The organism is Saccharopolyspora cebuensis (assembly GCF_039542665.1).
Lineage (GTDB): Bacteria > Actinomycetota > Actinomycetes > Mycobacteriales > Pseudonocardiaceae > Saccharopolyspora > Saccharopolyspora cebuensis.
Map to the genome: position 1 here is coordinate 274,220 of NZ_BAABII010000012.1, position 17,898 is coordinate 292,117.

Annotated in this window: 17 protein-coding genes, 1 tRNA gene and 1 riboswitch; of the genes, 12 read left to right on the forward strand and 6 right to left on the reverse strand. The window is 70.5% G+C overall.

What is annotated here, in order from left to right:
• The first annotated feature begins 16 nt into the window (after nucleotides 1–16).
• A complete protein-coding gene (locus ABD976_RS18675; RefSeq protein WP_345364887.1) occupies nucleotides 17–874 on the forward strand; it encodes a peptidoglycan recognition protein family protein in 858 nt (285 codons plus the stop codon).
• Between the two features lie 20 nt (nucleotides 875–894).
• On the opposite strand, the gene ABD976_RS18680 is transcribed toward ABD976_RS18675, so the two are convergent.
• A complete protein-coding gene (locus ABD976_RS18680) occupies nucleotides 895–1,125 on the reverse strand; it encodes a DUF3263 domain-containing protein (protein ID WP_345364889.1) in 231 nt (76 codons plus the stop codon).
• Between the two features lie 154 nt (nucleotides 1,126–1,279).
• Nucleotides 1,280–1,413, forward strand: a riboswitch (FMN riboswitch).
• Nucleotides 1,414–1,523: 110 nt separating this feature from the next.
• Here ABD976_RS18680 and ABD976_RS18685 point away from each other — a divergent pair.
• Nucleotides 1,524–2,171, forward strand: a complete 648-nt coding sequence (locus ABD976_RS18685; RefSeq protein WP_345364891.1) for a nicotinamide mononucleotide transporter family protein — start codon at nucleotides 1,524–1,526, stop codon at nucleotides 2,169–2,171.
• A gap of 83 nt (nucleotides 2,172–2,254) precedes the next feature.
• Nucleotides 2,255–3,526: a M14 family metallopeptidase gene (locus ABD976_RS18690; protein WP_345364893.1), complete on the forward strand. Its 1,272-nt coding sequence runs from the start codon at nucleotides 2,255–2,257 to the stop codon at nucleotides 3,524–3,526.
• A 101-nt stretch (nucleotides 3,527–3,627) separates the two neighbouring features.
• Here ABD976_RS18690 and aceE read toward each other — a convergent pair whose 3' ends face one another.
• Nucleotides 3,628–6,402, reverse strand: coding sequence for a pyruvate dehydrogenase (acetyl-transferring), homodimeric type (gene aceE / locus ABD976_RS18695; RefSeq protein ID WP_345364895.1), 2,775 nt, complete (start codon nucleotides 6,400–6,402; stop codon nucleotides 3,628–3,630).
• A gap of 285 nt (nucleotides 6,403–6,687) precedes the next feature.
• On the opposite strand from aceE, the gene ABD976_RS18700 reads away from it, so the two are divergent.
• The 3 genes from ABD976_RS18700 to ABD976_RS18710 all read left to right on the forward strand — a co-directional run bounded on the left by ABD976_RS18700 (nucleotide 6,688) and on the right by ABD976_RS18710 (nucleotide 7,830).
• On the forward strand, nucleotides 6,688–7,119 hold the full coding sequence (locus ABD976_RS18700; RefSeq protein ID WP_345365046.1) for a DUF3052 domain-containing protein: 432 nt from the start codon (nucleotides 6,688–6,690) through the stop codon (nucleotides 7,117–7,119).
• Nucleotides 7,120–7,219: 100 nt separating this feature from the next.
• Nucleotides 7,220–7,684, forward strand: coding sequence for a peroxiredoxin (locus ABD976_RS18705; RefSeq protein WP_345364897.1), 465 nt, complete (start codon nucleotides 7,220–7,222; stop codon nucleotides 7,682–7,684).
• Nucleotides 7,685–7,755: 71 nt separating this feature from the next.
• A tRNA-Val gene (locus ABD976_RS18710) sits at nucleotides 7,756–7,830 on the forward strand.
• A gap of 210 nt (nucleotides 7,831–8,040) precedes the next feature.
• Here ABD976_RS18710 and dnaE read toward each other — a convergent pair.
• From dnaE to ABD976_RS18725, 3 genes are all read right to left on the reverse strand, one after another.
• On the reverse strand, nucleotides 8,041–11,640 hold the full coding sequence (dnaE, locus tag ABD976_RS18715) for a DNA polymerase III subunit alpha (protein WP_369774728.1): 3,600 nt from the start codon (nucleotides 11,638–11,640) through the stop codon (nucleotides 8,041–8,043).
• A 203-nt stretch (nucleotides 11,641–11,843) separates the two neighbouring features.
• On the reverse strand, nucleotides 11,844–12,461 hold the full coding sequence (locus tag ABD976_RS18720; protein ID WP_345364901.1) for a hypothetical protein: 618 nt from the start codon (nucleotides 12,459–12,461) through the stop codon (nucleotides 11,844–11,846).
• A gap of 166 nt (nucleotides 12,462–12,627) precedes the next feature.
• Nucleotides 12,628–12,882 (reverse strand): HC3 family zinc finger protein, encoded by a 255-nt coding sequence (locus tag ABD976_RS18725; protein WP_345364903.1) that lies wholly within the window; start codon nucleotides 12,880–12,882, stop codon nucleotides 12,628–12,630.
• A 175-nt stretch (nucleotides 12,883–13,057) separates the two neighbouring features.
• On the opposite strand from ABD976_RS18725, the gene ABD976_RS18730 reads away from it, so the two are divergent.
• The 3 genes from ABD976_RS18730 (at nucleotide 13,058) to ABD976_RS18740 (ending at nucleotide 14,839) form a co-directional block, all read left to right on the forward strand.
• The gene (locus ABD976_RS18730; protein ID WP_345364905.1) at nucleotides 13,058–13,900 is read left to right on the forward strand and encodes a DUF5753 domain-containing protein; all 843 of its coding nucleotides are present in this window, start codon (nucleotides 13,058–13,060) and stop codon (nucleotides 13,898–13,900) included.
• A 5-nt stretch (nucleotides 13,901–13,905) separates the two neighbouring features.
• Complete coding sequence (locus ABD976_RS18735; RefSeq protein ID WP_345364907.1) at nucleotides 13,906–14,115, forward strand: DUF397 domain-containing protein; 210 nt, start codon at nucleotides 13,906–13,908, stop codon at nucleotides 14,113–14,115.
• A gap of 400 nt (nucleotides 14,116–14,515) precedes the next feature.
• A complete protein-coding gene (locus ABD976_RS18740) occupies nucleotides 14,516–14,839 on the forward strand; it encodes a hypothetical protein (RefSeq protein WP_345364909.1) in 324 nt (107 codons plus the stop codon).
• A 222-nt stretch (nucleotides 14,840–15,061) separates the two neighbouring features.
• On the opposite strand, the gene ABD976_RS18745 is transcribed toward ABD976_RS18740, so the two are convergent.
• On the reverse strand, nucleotides 15,062–15,310 hold the full coding sequence (locus ABD976_RS18745; protein ID WP_345364911.1) for a hypothetical protein: 249 nt from the start codon (nucleotides 15,308–15,310) through the stop codon (nucleotides 15,062–15,064).
• Between the two features lie 78 nt (nucleotides 15,311–15,388).
• On the opposite strand from ABD976_RS18745, the gene ABD976_RS18750 reads away from it, so the two are divergent.
• The 3 genes from ABD976_RS18750 (at nucleotide 15,389) to ABD976_RS18760 (ending at nucleotide 17,849) form a co-directional block, all read left to right on the forward strand.
• Nucleotides 15,389–15,892 (forward strand): AAA family ATPase, encoded by a 504-nt coding sequence (locus ABD976_RS18750; protein ID WP_345364913.1) that lies wholly within the window; start codon nucleotides 15,389–15,391, stop codon nucleotides 15,890–15,892.
• Between the two features lie 80 nt (nucleotides 15,893–15,972).
• Complete coding sequence (locus ABD976_RS18755; protein ID WP_345364915.1) at nucleotides 15,973–17,196, forward strand: sensor histidine kinase; 1,224 nt, start codon at nucleotides 15,973–15,975, stop codon at nucleotides 17,194–17,196.
• Nucleotides 17,193–17,849: a response regulator gene (locus ABD976_RS18760; RefSeq protein WP_345364917.1), complete on the forward strand. Its 657-nt coding sequence runs from the start codon at nucleotides 17,193–17,195 to the stop codon at nucleotides 17,847–17,849. The genes ABD976_RS18755 and ABD976_RS18760 overlap by 4 nt, the downstream gene beginning before the upstream one ends.
• Nucleotides 17,850–17,898 lie beyond the last annotated feature (49 nt).

Consider the following 17,898-nt stretch of genomic DNA (forward strand, 5'->3'; position numbering starts at 1 on the left):
TTCGGGGGTGATCACGATGGCGTTGCCGCTGGTGTGGCTCGCGGACGTGCTGTCGGGTGCCGGTCTGCGCGTGCGGGAGACGCCGGGCTGGCGGGAGCGCACCGCGACGTCCGGTCCGCAGCCGGAACCGGTCGGGGTGCTGGAGCACCACACGGCCACCCCGGCCTCCTACCAGGATCCCGCGCCGAGCCTGCAGCTCTGCATCGACGGCAGGCCCGACCTGGCCGGACCGCTGTGCCACGCGCTGATCGGCTTCGACGGGGTGGTGCACCTGATCGCCGCCGGGCGCGCCAACCACGCCGGGAAGGCGCGCGCCTCCGGGCCGGTCCCCGCCGGGGACGGCAACACCCTCTACGTCGGGTTCGAGCTGGACTACCAGGGCGTGCAGCAGGGGCCGAGCCCGGAGCAGTACGACGCCGCGCTGATCGCGACCGCCGCCGTGCTGCGCCACCTGGGCCAGCCCGACGCGGCGGCGCGCGGCCACAAGGAGACCAGCGTCACCGGCAAGATCGACCCGGGGCACGTCGACATGGACCGCTTCCGGGCCGAGCTCGGCGGCGGGACGGGGGAGCGCATGGCATCGGGACCGGACGCCATCCTGCGCCGGGTGGAGGCCGAACTGCTCGGTCCGCCCGGGCCGAACGGCGAGATCCAGGGCTGGAACACCGATCTGGGGCCGAGGACGGTCGTGGCGATGCTCGTCGACCTGGTCAACGGGCTGCTCGCCCAGCCGGGGCGGAACCCCGCCGGGCACGGCGCGGCGGGCGATCCGGAGGAGATCAAGGCGGCGTTCCGGGCGCTGCCGCCGGAGCGGGCCGCGCCGCTGCTCGCCGAACTGGTGCGGATCCAGCAGGAGCGGCAACCGGAGGTGTAGCCACCGGGCCGGGGAGCGGCTCAGCTCGCCGGACGCCTGCTCCGGCGCCGCGCGTCCCGGACCCGTTGCAGCCGCTTGACCAGCGCGGGCTGCTGGGCGAGCGCTTCCGGCTCGTCGAGTAATCGGTTCAGCCGCTGGTAGTACTGGATCGAGGACAGGCCGAAGCGCTCCTGGAGGGCGCGCTCCTTGTTCCCGGCGTGCTGCCAGTGCTCCCGGGCGAAGTCGAGGATGGCTCGATCGGTGTCGTTCATCGGCTGCCTCCCCCCGGCGTGCTGATCTCCGATCGAGTCTACCGAGCGGCGCACGCGTGTTCGATCGGCCATCCGGCTTCGCTGTGATGCGGCGCACGTCCCGGTGTGGGAAGCGGCGCGGCGGCGCAGGATGTTGACCGAAGCAGCAGAAGTCGTGCGCTCCGGGGCTCGGTGCGATTCCGAACCGGCGGTGACAGTCCGCGAACCGGTGCCTCCGCGAGGAGGTTCCCGGCCGATCCGGTGGAATTCCGGGACCGACGGTGACAGTCCGGATGGGAGGCAGCGCACGGGTCGCCGGACCGGCAGCAGCCGTCGCGCCTCGGGCGCCGACGGCGCGCTCGTCGTTCCCGCTGCCCGCGCGATTCCGCCCCGGTGCACCGGGTGGGAGGAGAGGGCGCGTGCAGCAGCTCGCCGAATGGGTGCTCGGCAACGGGATCACCGTGCTGGGCCAGCGGATCTCGTGGGCGGAACTGGTCGGCCAGCTCTGCGCCCTCGCCGTCGTCTTCCTGGCCCAGCGCCGCACGCTGGCGACCTGGCCGGTGCAGGTGGCCGCGACCGTGCTGCTATTCGCCGTCTACGCCTCGGCGCACCTCGGTGGGCTCGCCGTCCGGCAGGTGATCATCCTGCTCATCTCGGTCTACGGCTGGTGGGCGTGGCAGCGGCGCAGCGACCCGGTCTACGGCGTGGTGGTCCGCCGCGCGGGCCTGCGCGAACGGCTCGTGCTGCTCGCCGCGCTCGTCCTGGGCACCACCGCCTTCGCGCTGCTGCTGGAGGCGACCGGCGCCTCCTGGGCGCCGTGGCCGGACGCCTGGATCTTCGTGGGCACCGCGGTCGCGTTCTGGGCGCAGGGTCGCGGATTGGTGGAGTTCTGGTTGGTCTGGCTGGCCGTCGACGCCGTCGGGGTGCCGCTGCAGTTCGCCTCCGGACTGCACTTCAGCGCCGCGATCTACGTGGTGTTCGCGGTCCTGGTGGTGCACGGCTGGTGGAGCTGGAACCGCACCGCGCGGGTGCAGCGCGCCGCCGAACGCACCTCGGTCGGCGGTTGACTCCGCCCCGACCCGGTGGTGATTTGGCTCCGGAAGCGGCGGTGGTGCCGCTTCCGAGTTCCACCGAGGGAAGGGACGAGCCGATGGGTCGATTCGCACGACGCGCGGTCGCATCGCTGGCGTTGAGCGCGCTGCTGGTGGCGCCGACCGCCGTCGCGGCCGAGGACACCGCGCTGGAAACGGGTTTCGAGCGCACCGGTGGTCAGCGCTGGACGACGCTCGCGGAGGAGCGGGAGTTCCTGGCCGAACTCGACCGGCGGCACCGCGACGTGTCGGTGCGGCAGGTCGGGACCAGCGTGGAAGGCCGCCCGCTGCGGCTCGTCCGGGTCGGCGCCGAACACGCCCGGTACACCGTGCTGTTCGTCTGCTCCCAGCACGGCGACGAGCCGTCCGGGCGCGAGGCGTGCCTGACCGGGGCGCGCGACCTGGCCCGCGACCCCGGCGCGCGGCGGTTCCTCGACCGCGGCGCGGTGCTGTTCCTGCCCAACGCCAACCCCGACGGGCGCGTCGCCGACACCAGGGAGAACGCCGCCGGGCTCGACATCAACCGGGACCACCTCCAGCTGCGCACCCCGGAGGCGCGGGCGCTGGCCTCGGTGCTGCGCGACCACCGGCCGGACGTGGTGCACGACCTGCACGAGTACGGTGGGCGCCCGCCGTACTACGTCAAGGACTTCCTGTCGCTGTGGTCGCGCAACCTCAACACCGCCGGGCAGGTGCACGCGGCCGGGCAGCGGCTCTCCGAGGAGTACGTGCGGCCCGCCCTGGAGGAGCGCGGGTTCAGCACCGGGGTCTACGGCATCTACACCGACCCGGAGACCGGTGAGCCGATCCGCCAGGTCGCCGGGGACGGGCAGGCGCGCATCCTGCGCAACGCCATCGGGGTCAAGAACGCGGTCGGGCTGCTCGGCGAGGCCAGGCAGGACCCGATGACCGAGGAGGAGCAGGCCGATCCGGCGCTGAACAACCGCAGGCGCGTCGAGTCGCAGCGGATCGCCCTCGACGAGGTGCTGCGGATGGCCGAGCAGCGCCGCCCCGAGATCCAGCGCGCCACCACGGCGGCCCGGCTCGCCGGGCTGCGGGACGAGGGCCCGGTGTACTTCGGCGGCGCGGACAACGAACCGCCCGCACCGGAGGACGTCGACACCGACCCGCCGTGCGGCTACCGGCTCACCGCCGCGCAGCACCAGGAGGTCGGCGACGAGCTCGACCTGCACGGGGTGCGCAGCCTCCCCGCCCCGGACGGCGGGCGGTTCGTGCCGATGCGGCAGGAGGCGCGGGCGCTGGTCGCGGTGCTGCTCGACACCCGCGCCGACGCGCCGCTGACCCCAGCCGAACCGGTGGACTGCCGCTGACCACCCGTTCGCGTGCCGAGTGCGGGGCACCTTCATCCGACTGTGCCGGGTGAAGGTGCCCCGCACTCAAATCGGTGCGGCCGCCGCGCCGATGCCCCGGGTCAGGCGTCGCCGGGGTCGGAGGTCTGCGGACCGGCGGCCCGCGCGTCCTCGATCCGGTAGTAGCGGGCCGCCTCGCCCACGGTGGCCTGCTGCACCGCACCCGCCCGGGCCAGCGCCGCGAGGGCGGCCACCACCGTCGTCTCGGCGTCGACCAGGAACACCCGGCGGGCGGCGGGCCGGGTGTCGGAGAACCCGAACCCGTCGGTGCCCAGGCTGAGCATGTCGCCGGGCACCCACGGCCGGATCAGGTCCGGCACCGCGCGCATCCAGTCGCTGACCGCCACCACCGGCCCCTCCGCGTCGGCCAGCGCCCGGGTCACGTGCGGCACCAGCGGCGTGGCGTCCGGGTTGAGCAGGTTGTGCCGGTCGGCGGCCTCGGCCTCGCGGCGGAGCTGCGACCACGACGTCGCCGACCACACGTCGGCCCGCACGCCCCACTCGGCCAGCAGCTCCTGCGCGCGCAGCGCCTCGGGCATCAGCACGCCCGAGGCCAGCAGCTGCGCCTTCGGCCCGCTGCCCGCGGCGGCGGGGCGGTAGCGGTACAGCCCCCGCAGCAGCCCGTCGACGTCGAGGTCCTCGGGTTCGGCGGGCTGGGCGTAGGGCTCGTTGTAGACGGTCAGGTAGTAGTAGACGTTCTCGGCGTCCTCGCCGTACATCCGGCGCAGGCCGTCCTTGACGATGTGCGCGACCTCGAACGCCCACGCCGGGTCGTAGGACACCACCGCCGGGTTGGTCGCGGCCAGGAGCTGCGAGTGGCCGTCGGCGTGCTGGAGCCCTTCACCGGTCAGCGTGGTGCGCCCGGCGGTCGCGCCGAGCAGGAAGCCGCGCGCCATCTGGTCCGAGGCCGACCACAGGGCGTCGCCGACGCGCTGGAAGCCGAACATCGAGTAGAAGATGTAGACCGGGATCATCGGCTCGCCGTGGGTGGCGTAGCTGCTGCCCGCCGCGGCGAACGAGGCCGCCGAGCCCGCCTCGTTGATGCCCTCGTGCAGGATCTGGCCCTGCTCGCTCTCCCGGTAGGCCAGCATCAGCTTGTCGTCCACCGGGGTGTAGAGCTGGCCCTGCGGGCTGTAGATCTTCTGCGACGGGAACATCGAGTCCATCCCGAAGGTGCGCGCCTCGTCCGGGATGATCGGCACGATGCGCGGCCCGATCTCGGGGTCCTTGGCCAGGTCCTTGAGCAGCCGGACGAACGCCATCGTGGTGGCGACCTCCTGCTTGCCCGAACCCTTCCGGATCACGTCGTAGACCTCGTCGCCGGGCAGCACCAGCGGCCGGGCCCGGGTCCGCCGCTCCGGCAGGTAGCCGCCGAGCTGCCTGCGGCGCTCGTGCAGGTACTCGATCTCCGGCGCGTCCGGTCCGGGGTGGTAGTAGGGCGGCAGCGCGGGGTCGGCGTCGAGCTGCTCGTCGGTGATCGGGATGCGCAGGCCGTCCCGGAACCGCTTGAGGTCCTCCGGGGTCATTTTCTTCATCTGGTGGGTGGCGTTGCGGCCCTCGAAGTGCGGGCCGAGGCCGTAGCCCTTGATGGTCTTGGCCAGGATCACCGTGGGCTGGCCGTGGTGCTCGGTCGCCGCCTTGTACGCCGCGTAGATCTTGCGGTAGTCGTGACCGCCCCGGCGCAGGCCCCAGATCTGGTCGTCGGTGAGGTCCTTGACCATCTCCTTGGTGCGCGGGTCGCGGCCGAAGAAGTGCTCCCGGACGAAGGCGCCGTCGTTGGCCTTGTAGGTCTGGTAGTCGCCGTCCGGGGTGGTGTTCATCAGGTTGACCAGCGCGCCGTCCGGGTCGGCGTGCAGCAGCGAGTCCCACTCCCGGCCCCAGACGACCTTGATCACGTTCCAGCCGGCGCCCCGGAAGAACGCCTCCAGCTCCTGGATGATCTTGCCGTTGCCGCGCACCGGGCCGTCGAGCTGCTGGAGGTTGCAGTTCACCACGAAGGTGAGGTTGTCCAGCGACTCGTTCGCGGCGATCTGCAGCAGGCCGCGGGACTCGGGCTCGTTCATCTCGCCGTCGCCGAGGAAGGCCCAGACGTGCTGCTGGCTGGTGTCCTTGATGCCCCGGTCCTGCAGGTAGCGGTTGAACCGGGCCTGCATGATCGCGTTCATCGGGCCGAGGCCCATCGAGACGGTCGGGAACTCCCAGAAGTCCGACATCAGCCGCGGGTGGGGGTAGGAGGGCAGCCCGCCGCCGGGGCCGGCGTGCGAGTACTCCTGGCGGAAGCCGTCGAGGCGTTCGGGGGCGAGCCGCCCCTCCAGGTGGGCGCGGGCGTAGATGCCGGGGGAGGCGTGGCCCTGGATGTAGAGGTGGTCGCCGCCGCCGGGGTGGTCCTTGCCGCGGAAGAACCAGTTGAAGCCCACCTCGTAGAGGCTGGCCGACGAGGCGAACGAGGAGATGTGCCCGCCGACGCCGATGCCGGGCCGCTGGGCCCGGTGCACCATCACCGCGGCGTTCCAGCGCATCCACGCCCGGTAGCGGCGCTCGGTCTCCTCGTCACCGGGGAACCACGGCTCGTGCTCGGTCGGGATGGTGTTGACGTAGTCGGTGTTGGTCAGCGAGGGGACGCCGACGCCGCCTTCCCGCGCTCGTTGCAGCAACCGCAACATCAGGTACCGCGCGCGCTGCTGCCCGGCGCCGGAGAGCATCGCGTCGAACGACTGCAACCACTCCTCGGTCTCCTCCGGGTCGATGTCCGGCAGGTGCGAGGCCAGGCCGTCGCGGATGACGCGCACCCGCTCGGCGTTCCGGTTGCCGCCGAGATCGTTGTTGAGCGGGGACAAGTGGACTCCTCGACTGCGTCGTGGGCGTGCGGGGGTGTCCGGCAGTGATGTCGGACACCCGCCATGGTCCCCCATCCTGGCGGTGGGTGCGTGCGGCGACGCCCCCACGAGCGGTGTTGGCGCGGGCGGAGCACCGCTACAGTCGAACTCCACGGCGCCCGCTTCGGCGTGTCGTGCGGTCAGCAGTTGCGCCGGTGGTGCTCGGCAGTGTTCGCTATCGGCCAGAATCTGAACAACGGGGGTGCGGCAGATGTCGCACCGGTGCATTGGAGGAGTGAGAAAACCGTGGTCGCCGCGGGAGACGCCGGCAAGAACGATGTCGACGTCGCCGAGAAACTCGCAATCGAGCCGGACATGGTCGTCCAGGAGTTCGGCTGGGACGAGGACGTCGATGACGACGTCCGGGCAGCCATCGAGGAGCGTTGCGGCAGCGAGCTGCTCGATGAAGATGCCGACGAAGTGGTCGATGTGGTGCTGCTCTGGTGGCGCGACGACGATGGCGATCTGACGGACACGCTCCTCGATGTCATGACGCCGTTGTCGGACGAGGGGGTGATCTGGGTGCTGACCCCGAAGACCGGGCGCGACGGCTACGTCGAACCCGCCGACATCGCCGAGGCGGCCTCGACGGCGAACCTGGCACAGACGGCGGGCCCCAACCTGCCCGAGGGCTGGATGGCCACCCGGCTGGCCTACCGGAAGAAGGCCAAGCGCTGAAGGCGGCGCGCGGGTGCCGGCGCCGCCGTCGGTGCCCGCGCGGGGGCGCGCGGTGTAGGTTCGGCGTCGACATGGTCACGTCGAACCGAAGGGTGTGCTCATGACGGTCGAGGTCGGCGCGCAGGCGCCGGGCTTCACGTTGCCCGACTACAACAAGCAGCAGGTCTCGCTCGCCGATTTCCAGGGCGAGAAGAACGTGCTGCTGGTCTTCTACCCGTTCGCCTTCAGCGGCGTGTGCCAGGGCGAGCTCTGCCAGGTCCGCGACGATCTCTCCGAGTTCCAGAACGACAAGGTCCAGGTCCTCGGGGTGTCGGTCGACTCGCCGTTCGCCCTCAAGGCGTGGGCGGAGCAGGAGGGCTACACCTTCCCGCTGCTGTCCGACTTCTGGCCGCACGGCGAGGTCGCCAAGGCCTACGGCGTGTTCAACGAGTCCGCGGGCATGGCGCTGCGCGGCACGTTCCTGATCGACACCACCGGCAAGGTCCGGTTCGCCGAGGTCAACCAGCCCGGCGAGGCCCGCGACCAGAACGTGTGGAAGAAGGCGCTCGCCGAGCTCGACGGCTGAGGCGCCACCTGCCGGAGCGTGGTGGCCGACCGGTACAGTGTTCCGACGGCTGACCTCTCGGCCGCCACCTCGGGCGCATAGCTCAGCGGAAGAGCACCTGCCTTACAAGCAGGGGGTCGCTGGTTCGAACCCAGCTGCGCCCACCACAGCGACCGCGACCAGCCCCAACGCGGTCGCCGCCGGTGGTCGCCCCGACTGCGCAGCGCACGGCGACACGATGACTTTGCTCTTCATGCGGGAGCAATGAGACGCCTGAAAGGCGACCGACGCCGAGTGACGAACGAGGCCCCCATTTCGAGTACACCTTCCTCGGGTGGCTCGGTGTGGGGGCCCGCCGCCCGGGAGGCCCCTGCCGGTCATGCCGTCCCCGCACGTTCGATCGTGATGCCGCGCACCGACTTGAGTTCGGACACGAGCTCAGTGCAGACGTTGACCGGCCACGCTGGCAGGTCCAGCCGTGTCGCGCCCACGTGGACGTGCACCGGGGTCGCGCCGCGGTAGGTACCCAGCGTGTTGCGCAGCTCGGCGACCGTGTCCTTGCTGAGCTTCTTGGCGTCGGCGCGCAACACCAGCGGTGGCTCGGACCCGGGCGCGTGCTCGGCTGCGGCGATGTCCACCGGCACGGCGTCCGAGGCGAAGACGCTGATCTCGCCCTCGCGCTCGTTGACCCGGCCTTTGACCGCCAGTGCGTTGTCCTCGATCAGGCAGTCGGAGAACATCTCGTAGGACTTCGGGAAGAACAGCACCTCGACGCTGGCGTCGAAGTCCTCCAACGTGACGATCGCCCACGGCTGCCCGTTCTTGTTGAGGCGCCGCTGGATCCCCGAGATCATCCCGGCGATCTTGGTTTGTTCCTTGCCGCTGCTGCCGGGCTCCCGTTCCCCGCCGACGAGCTCGGCGATGCTGGTGTCCTGGTAGGGCGACAACAGGCGCTCGGCCCCGTCCAAGGGGTGCGCCGAGACGTAGAGGCCGAGCATTTCGCGCTCGTAGGCGAGGAGCTGCTTGCGCGGCCATTCCTCGTCGGTGAACTGGAGATGCGCCAGCGGTGAGGTGTCATCGCCGGATGCGGTGTCGTCGGCACTGCCGAACAGGTCGAACTGTCCCATCGCTTCGTGCCGCTTGATGCCGATCACGGCGTCGACCGCCGCCTCGTGGTGTTGGGTCAGCGCCATGCGGGTGTGCCCGAGCGAGTCGAACGCGCCGGCCTTGATCAGCGATTCGATGACCCGCTTGTTGCACGCGGTGATCTCGATCTTGTCGAGGAAGTCGGTGAACGAGGTGTAGCGGCTCTTGTCCTCCCGGGTCTTGACGATCGACTCGACCACGTTCGCGCCCACGTTGCGGATCGCGCCCATGCCGAACCGGATCCGGCCGTCGACCGCGGTGTGCTCGACGACGGATTCGTTCACGTCCGGCGCGAGCACTTGGATCTTCATCCGGCGGCACTCGGACAGGTAGACGCCGGTCTTGTCCTTGTTGTGCGCGTTGGCCGTCAGCAGGGCCGCCATGTACTCGGCCGGGTAGTGCGCCTTCAGGTAGGCCGTCCAGTAGGTCACCAGGCCGTAGGCGGCGGCGTGGGACTTGTTGAACGCGTACCCGGCGAAGGGCAGCACCGTCGCCCAGAGCTGGTCGATGGCGCCCTTGCTGTAGCCGCGCTCGGCCATCCCGGCCTCGAACCGGGCGAACTGCTCGTCCATCACCTCCTTCTTCTTCTTGCCCATCGCACGACGCAGCAGGTCGGCTTGCCCGAGGGTGTATCCGGCGACCTTCTGGGCGATGGCCATGATCTGCTCCTGGTAGACGATCAGGCCGTTGGTCTCGCCGAGGATGTCCTGGAGGGGTTCGTCGAGTTCGGGGTGGATCGGCTCGACCGGCTTGCGCCCGTTCTTGCGGTCGGCGAAGTCCAGATGCGCGTTCACGTCCATCGGCCCCGGCCGGTACAAGGCGTTCGCGGCCACGATGTCGGCGAACGTCGTCGGTTGCAGCCGCTTGAGCAGCGATTGCATCCCGCCGCCTTCAAGCTGGAACACGCCCAGGCTCTCGCCGCGGCTCAGCATCTCGTAGGTGGCGCCGTCGTCGAGGGGAATGTCGAGCGGCTCGATCTCGACACCATGGTTGGCCTTCACCATGCGCACGGTGTCGTCGATCGTGGTCATGTTGACCAGCCCGAGGATATCGATCTTGAGCAGACCGACGTCCTCGCACTGCGGCCCGTCCCACCCCGTGATGATCTCGCCGTCGTCGCGGCGCCACAGCGGCAGCACGTCGAGCAGCGGTTCCCGGGAAATGATGTGCGCGCACGCGTGCACGCCCGCGTTCCGAATCAGACCTTCGAGACCACGAGCGGTATCGAAAATCTTACCGATCTGCGCATCGTTCTCGATCAGCGAGCGAACCTCGGCGGCCTCCGCATAGCGCTCGTGCTCGGAGTCGACGATTCCGGACAACGGGATGTCCTTGGCTGCGATCGGCGCCGGTAGTGCCTTGCTGAACTGGTCGGCGAGCTGGAAACCAGGCTGGCCGAGGTGTACGCGAGCGGCGTCCTTGAATGCCGCTTTGGTCTTAATCGTGCCGTAGGTGATGACCTTCGCGAAGTACTCGGTCCCGTACTTCTCCTTCGCGTACTGGATGACCCGCTCGCGCTGGCGCTCGTCGAAGTCGATGTCGATGTCCGGTGGCGAGTCGCGCTCGGGGTTGAGGAATCGCTCGAACAGCAGCCCGTGCTTCAGCGGGTCGATGTCGATGATGTGCAGCACGTAGGACAGCAGCGCGCCGGCCGCCGAGCCACGACCCGGCCCCACCCGGATGCCGTTGTTCTTGGCCCACCGGATCATGTCGCCGACCACCAGGAAGTACGAGCTGTACCCCTTCTCGGTGATGACCTTGAGCTCCCATTCGAGCTGGTCGCGGTATTCCTGGGTAAAGCTGTCGTCGGGGAAGCGGGTCGGGATGAAGTGTTCGACCTCGTCGCGCAGCACCTCGATATCGGTCCGGCCGACTTCGACCTTGGCCTGCGGCATCCGGTTGTGCGCGGCGAACGCCTCGTCGTAGCCCTCGACCATCTCGGTGATCAGCAGCGTGCTGTCGGCGGCACCGGGAACCTCGGTGTCCCAGTACTCGCGCATCTCCTCCGAGCTCTTGATGTGGTAGCCGTCACCGTTGAACTTGAACCTCTCGGTGTCGGCCAGCATGGAACGCGTTTGCAGGCACAACAGCGCGTCGTGGTGCCCGGCCTGGTCGGCGGTCACGTAGTGGCTGTCGTTGGTCGCCACCGTGCGCAGGTCGAGCTGCTTGGCGATGTCGAGCAGCTCGCCGCGGATGTTGCGCTCCATCTGGATGCCGTGGTCCATGACCTCGATGAAGAAGCGGTCCGCGCCGAAGATGTCCTTGTAATCCGAGGCTGCCTGGAGCGCTTCTTGCTTGTGGCCCAGCCGAAGCCGGGTCAGAATCTCGCCGGCCAAGCACCCGCTCGTGGCGATGATTCCCTCGGCGTGCTCGGCGAGCAGTTCCTTGTCCATGCGCGGCTTGCGGAAGAAGCCTTCCATGGACGCCAACGACGACAGCTTGAACAGATTGCGCAACCCTGCCGAGTTCACCGCGAGCATGGTCATGTGCGTGTAGGCACCGGCTCCGGAGACATCGCCGCTCTCGCCGTACTCGTCGACTTCCTTCTTGCCGGTGCGAGCTCGCTCGCCCCAGAACACGGGCTTCTTGTGAAACCGGCTCTCCGGCGCGACGTACGCTTCGATCCCGATGATCGGTTTGACCCCGGACTTCACGGCCTTGGTGTAGAAGGAGTGCGCACCGAACATGTTGCCGTGGTCGGTCATCGCCACCGCGGGCTGTTCGAGCCGACTGACCTCGGCGAACAACGCGTCGTGCTTGGCCGCACCGTCGAGCATGGAGAACTCGGTGTGCACGTGCAAGTGGACGAACTGATCAGACACGCGGGTCATCTCCGGGGCATCGGGTCGGGCATGGGGCTGGGCCTCCGCGACTCTAGTCGCCGCACTCGGTGTAGCCGGGACGCGCCGGGTCCGTGTTGCCGCCCGGCTGCACCGGGCTCGCGGGGCTACAGCTCGCCGGTGCCGCCGCAGGTGTTGCACTCGTCGTCACCCTGCTGGCCACGCGTTCACACCGCCTCGCAGTGGTCAGTCGATCAGGGGATGGCCAGATGCGCAGGTGTTGGCACCTCCACTGGCCATGCCCCTTGATCGTTCGCAGCCTCGGCGTACGCCTCGATCAGCCGGGGCAGTGGCCTGGTCTCCTGCATCGAGTCGGGCAGCTCCCACTGCGGCGCCTTGGCCGACGTAGGCGGACCCGATGCCCGCAACGCTTGGGCGAATCGGCGCGGCGTGCCGTCGATCGCGACGCACGAACTGCATGGCACGTGTTCACCCGGACAGATCACCCCGTCCAGGTCGTCAGCGTGCAGCCACGCCCCGCGCAGCGGGTGTTCGCACACCGCCTCACCGTCGCCACGGCTCAGGTGTACGCGCGTCTCCCGCGAGGAGACCGCCCAGCGGACACCGCCCGCACGCCGTTCCGGGGCCGCCGGTGCTCGGTGCTGCTCGATCAACTGCGCAGCGGGCACCGCCTCTCCGTACCTGCTGGCGCGGTGCCGCTCGACCGGCCACACCCGCCGCGCGACCACCAGCAGGCCCGCGACTACGAGCACTCCCACGGCCACCAGCCAGTCCACGCCCGCCACCTGTCCGCCCAGGATCGCGACGGCGCCGAGGCCCGGGGTGGCCACGACGAGCTGCGGGGCGGTCACGACCGCGCCCTCGACACCGAGCGGTGCGTGTCCTCGTGGGCCGACAGCTCGTCGAGGTCGTCGATTTCCTCGCCGCATCGATAGCAGCTCCGAGTGAGGCGCGCTCGGTGCTCCTCGGGGCTCTCTCCCGGCCGCTGGGCCATGTGCGGCCGGAACGCGCCGCCGCTCACCGCGCACCCGCGATCTGTCCATCGACGATCTCCGGGCCGTCGCCCGGCATCGGAACGCCCGCGATCTCGTGCGCCGCGACGTTGCACGGTTCGCAGGTCAGCCGGAGCCACGCCAGCTCGGTTCGGTCAACAACGATCCTAGCGCCGCACAGCGTCTCGACTTCGGCGCCGTGGTCCCGCAGCGGGGCCAACGTCGCGTGCCGCTGCTCCGCACCTGGGGTCCATCTGAACGGGTGCTGCTCGTAAGTCATACCCGCCGCCTCTCACTTCGTGTTCGCGCCACCTCGCTCAGTGATCGCGTAGTCGATGAGGCTACAGTTGAAGCTCAAGTTCAAACACCTATGACTTGTAGATCGAACGGGTTGAGCTTGAAGCTCAAACTGTCACGGTGTGTTGCCGCGTTCCGGATGGTGCAGACTTCGCGCCATGGTTGACGAACCAGACCTCGGCCCGGTGGTGCAGCGCCTCATCCTCGGCGAGCGGCTCCGCTCGCTCCGCGAGTCCTCGACCCGCCTCGGCGTCGACGACGCCAACGCCGAGTTCGGCTGGTACCGGGGCAAGCTCTCGAAGATCGAGGGCGGCACGCTCGGCATCACCGAGCGGGAGCTCTCCACGCTCCTCGCGCGGTACGGGATCTCCGGTCCTGCGGCGGCTCAGGTTCGGCAGCTCGGCATAGAAGCACGGCGGCGAGCTGCCCCTGAGCGGGTGAGCGACTGGGCGAAGCAGTACGTACCGCTGGAACGCGCAGCGACTGAAATCCGGATGTGCGACAGCGAGATCCCTGGACTGCTTCAGACCCGTGATTACGCACGCGCGCAGCTCCTCGGGTCGCCGGTCGTGACCGCTGCCGATGTAGAGCCGATGGCCGACGCTCGCGCCGTCCGCGGTCAACGGCTGTACCGCGATAACGCACCGCGCGTGTGGGCAGTGCTCGGTGAAGAAGCGTTACTGCGCCGCGTCGGAACGCCTGAACAGATGACGACCCAACTTCGGCATCTGCGCGAGGTCGCCGAGTTGCCTGCGGTTTCAATTCGAGTTGTTCCGCTGCACGCTGGCGCCTACGCCGGTTTGTCCTGTCCGTTCACCTTGCTGTGGATTGAAGCGGCCCGCGCGACCATTGCGTATGTCGAGACCATGACCGGGGCGGACTACGTCAAAACGGTTGGGACGTATAACCTCGCATTCGAGCGAGCCGAGGCCGCCGCGTTGTCTGAACGCGACACGCTCGACCTCCTCGAACACCACATCGACCGGGCCGAAGCTAGGTAGGAACCATGAGCAACACGGACAGCGCGGGCGCGCAGTGGCGCAAGAGCAGCCGCAGCGGTGGTGCCCAGAAGTGCGTTGAGGTCGCCACGAATCTCCCGGGGTGGGCGTTGGTGAGGGACAGCAAGCTCGGCGCGGCATCACCGATCCTGCGCCTGTCCCCCGAGGCCCTCGGCGGCTTCCTCGACGCGATCAAGGACGGCCGATACGACGGCTGACGACGAACACCGAACTGCCCCCGGTGCCCCGGTGCCGGGGGCAGTTCTCTGTGTGGGATCGGTTTTGTACGTGTCTAAAAAGCAGCGGGTCGCAGGTTCGAACCCTGCTGTGCCCACCGTAGCCGCCGTGACCAGCCACAACGCAGTCCGAGAACAAGCACGCGAAACCTCCCCGGCGTGTTCTCGGCGTCCCCACCAGGCGGACGGCAACGCCGCCACATCGTTGGCCTGCTCGACGAACGTGCAGACCTGCCCCGAAGGCGGCACGGCGCCCGACCCGCTCACCGGATCGGGCTCCGCCGGAAGAAGGCTGGGACAGCGGCCGGGCGCCCGCGCCCGAGCTGTGACCAGTCGTGCGCCGAGATCCCGCGAGAGGCCCCGGGTGGGCCATCATGGGGGCGTGGAAGTGCACGACTTCGATGATCGCGACGCCTGCGAGCTCCTGACCAGACCAACGTTCATGGTGGAACAGTGGTCCTGGGAGCTTGACGGCCAGGACGAACCTCGGCGCTGTCAGATGAAGGCTTCCGTGCTGACCGGCTGCGACGTGCAGGAAGCTCTGGACTGGTGCGAGCGGAACCGGTCCATGCCGGGTTCTTTCGTCCTGTACGCCGGGACTTGGACGACTCTGGGTTACTTCTCGGGATTGTGGCTGGCAGGCGAGGCGCCGACGCGGGAAAGCAGTTCCGACGACTCCGCCGCCACGGTGTCCTTCACGATCTGAAAACACCCACGGCTTTCTCACCGCGAACGCAGCGAGGGGCTCCGAATCGGTAAGCCCGCCTCACATGCGGCGGGACAGCCCGGTGCCCCACGCTGTTCGATGCCGACCGGGACGGCTGTCGGCACCTCGGCACCACGGAAGGCCGATACCCGCCCTCCATCCATCGGCGCCGTCAAGCCTGCTCCGCCCACCACGGCGGCTCGGGGGAGCGAGCGGCCGTTCCTAGGGGCAGCCGAGGTGCAGCCGCCGGGCGTTCTCCTCGCTCATCGGCACCCCGCACAGCTCGGTGGTCTCGCCGCGCGGCGAGTACCCGGTCGGTGGGTGCCTGGTCGGCTCCGTCGGCACGGCGGTGCGTTCGACGTGCACGACCCGCAGCGGGCCGGGGGCGGCGGCCAGCGACCAGCCGATCACCGCGGCGCAGCCCACGGCGGTTCCCGCCGCGACCAGGGCGACCTGTTTCCGGAAGCGCATCGGCCACCTCCTCGCCGTGCCAGCATGGCACCCCGGACCGACACCGGTCCCGGCCGACCGCGTCCAGGGAGCACCGCCATGTCCCACCTCGCGCCACCGGAGCTGGTGGCGTTGATCGGCCCGCCGGGAGCGGGCAAGACGACCGCCCTGGCCCGGCTCGACGTCCGGGACGCGGTGGTCGTCGGGCTCGACCGGGCCCGCGCCGAGGTGAGCTGCTGCGCCGCCGACCAGTCGGCCACCCACGCCGCGGTGCGCCGGTCGCTGGCCACCGCCCGCGCCGCGTTGGCCGCGGGCACCTCGGTCGTCTGGGACGCCACCAACGCGCGCCGGCGCGAACGGCGGCGGCTGCTGGACCTGGCCCGCGAGCAGGGTGCCCGCACCCGCGCGGTGGTCGTGCTGCCCGACCTGGGCACGGCGCTGGCCCGCAACGCCACCCGGGACCCGAGCCCCTGCCCGGCCTGCGGCCACGCCGAGCGGGTCCCCGACGACGTCGTCCGCCGGATGCACGCCACCATCAGCCGCGCCGTCCCGGACCTGCCGGCCGAGGGCTGGGACCGGGTCGACCACCTCGACCCCACCTGACCTGTCCTGAGCGGCGTGCGGAGGGGGTTCCGGGGCTATGCTCGTCGGGTTGCGGTGGTCGGTGGGGGAGCGAAGGCGAGATGGGTGGTGCGTCGCGCGACCGGGTGAGCCTCCGGCGGGTGCGGCCCGAGGTGTGGGCGTGGGCCGCGCTGGTCGCGGTGGCCGTCGCGGTCGCGGCGGTGGGGATCCCGCTCAACTCGCTGGTGTACGGGATTCCGCTGGTGCTCGCGTTTCCGCTGACCGCGCTGCACGCGGCGGCCGCGGTGGGCGGGGTGTTCCGGCCGCGCACCGCCGCCGTCGGGTCGCTGGTCCTGGTGCTGGCGCTGGCGGCGCTGTCCAGCGGGGAGTCCTCCGCCGCGCCGTGGCCGGTGGCGGTGACGACGTTGCTGGGGCAGTGCGCGCTGCTGCTGGTGTTCGGGTTGCGCGCGCCGTGGCGGATCGGGGTGGCGTGCTGGATCGGCGGGATGCTGGTCGGCTGCCTCGGCCTGCTGGGGCCGTGGCCGACCACCGGCGCCGCGGTGACCGCCGATCTGGTGGTGTTCAGCTCCGTGACCGGTGCCGCCTTGCTGATCGGCGTGCTGGTCGGGCGGTGGCGGCGGATCAGCGCGCAGCTCGTCCGGGAACGCCGGTTGACCGAGCAGGAGCACGCGGCGCGCGTCGTCGTGCAGGAGAAGACCCGGATCGCCCGGGAGCTGCACGACGTGATCGCGCACAGCATGTCCATCGTCAACGTGCAGGCCACGACCGCCCGCTACCGGCATCCCGGCGCCGACGCCGCGCTGCTCGCCGAGTTCGACGAGCTGGCCGCGTCCTCCCGGCAGGCGCTGCGCGAGATGCGCGGTGTGCTCTCGGTGCTGCGCGAGGCGGGCAGCGACGCCGACACCGCCCCGCAGCCCGGTTTCGCCGCGATCCCGGAGCTCGTGGAGACCACCCGCCGCGCGGGCACCGCCGTCGACGTCGTCGGCGCCGAGGTGCTCGAACCCGGTGCCGGGGACGAGGTCGCGGGCACCGTCACCTACCGGTTGCTCCAGGAGGCGCTGAGCAACGCGACCCGGCACGCCCCGGGCGCGCGCGCCGAGGTCCGGTTCGAGCGCCCCGGCCCGGAACTCGTGCTGACCGTCCGCAACGGACCGCCCGCCCGGCCGCCGGAACTCGTCGCGGGCGGCGGGCACGGGCAGGCCGGGATGCGCGAGCGGGTGGCGATCGTGGGCGGCGACATCGAGTTCGGGTCCACCGAGGACGGTGGTTACCGGGTGGTGGCCACGGTCCCGCTGGGTTCCGGGGAAAGGCAGGAGGTCCGATGATCCGGGTGCTCGTCGTCGACGACCAGGCGATGGTGCGGGCCGGGTTCGCCGCGCTGCTCGACGCGCAACCCGACGTCGAGGTCGTCGGGCAGGCCCCCGACGGCGCGGCCGGGGTCGAGCTCGCCCGCGCCCACCGGCCGGACGTGGTGCTGATGGACGTGCGGATGCCCGTGCTCAACGGGATCGAAGCCACCCGCGCCCTGCTGGACGACGCCGCCGAACACCGGCCGAAGGTGCTGATGCTGACGACGTTCGACATCGACGACCACGTCTACGCGGCGATCCGCGCCGGGGCCAGCGGGTTCCTGCTCAAGGACGCGCTGCCCGACGAACTCGTCGCCGCGGTGCGGGTGATCGCCGCGGGCGAAGCCCTGCTCGCTCCGACGGTCACCCGGCGGATGATCGAGCACTTCGCGCGCGTCCCGGCGCCCGCACCGGCGCCGAGCCTGGACCGGCTCACCGAGCGCGAGCGGGAAGTGCTGGTGCTGGTCGCGCGCGGTCTGTCGAACACCGAGATCGCCGAGGCGCTGGTGATCGCCGAGCAGACCGTCAAGAGCCACGTCAGCCGGATCATCGCCAAGCTCGGCGTGCGGGACCGGGTGCAGGCCGTCGTCGCCGCCTACGACGGCGGGCTGGTGGCACCCGCGGCGTGAGATCGACGCCCCACCCCGTACCGGGGTAGGGGGTGCGAGTGCGCTCCTC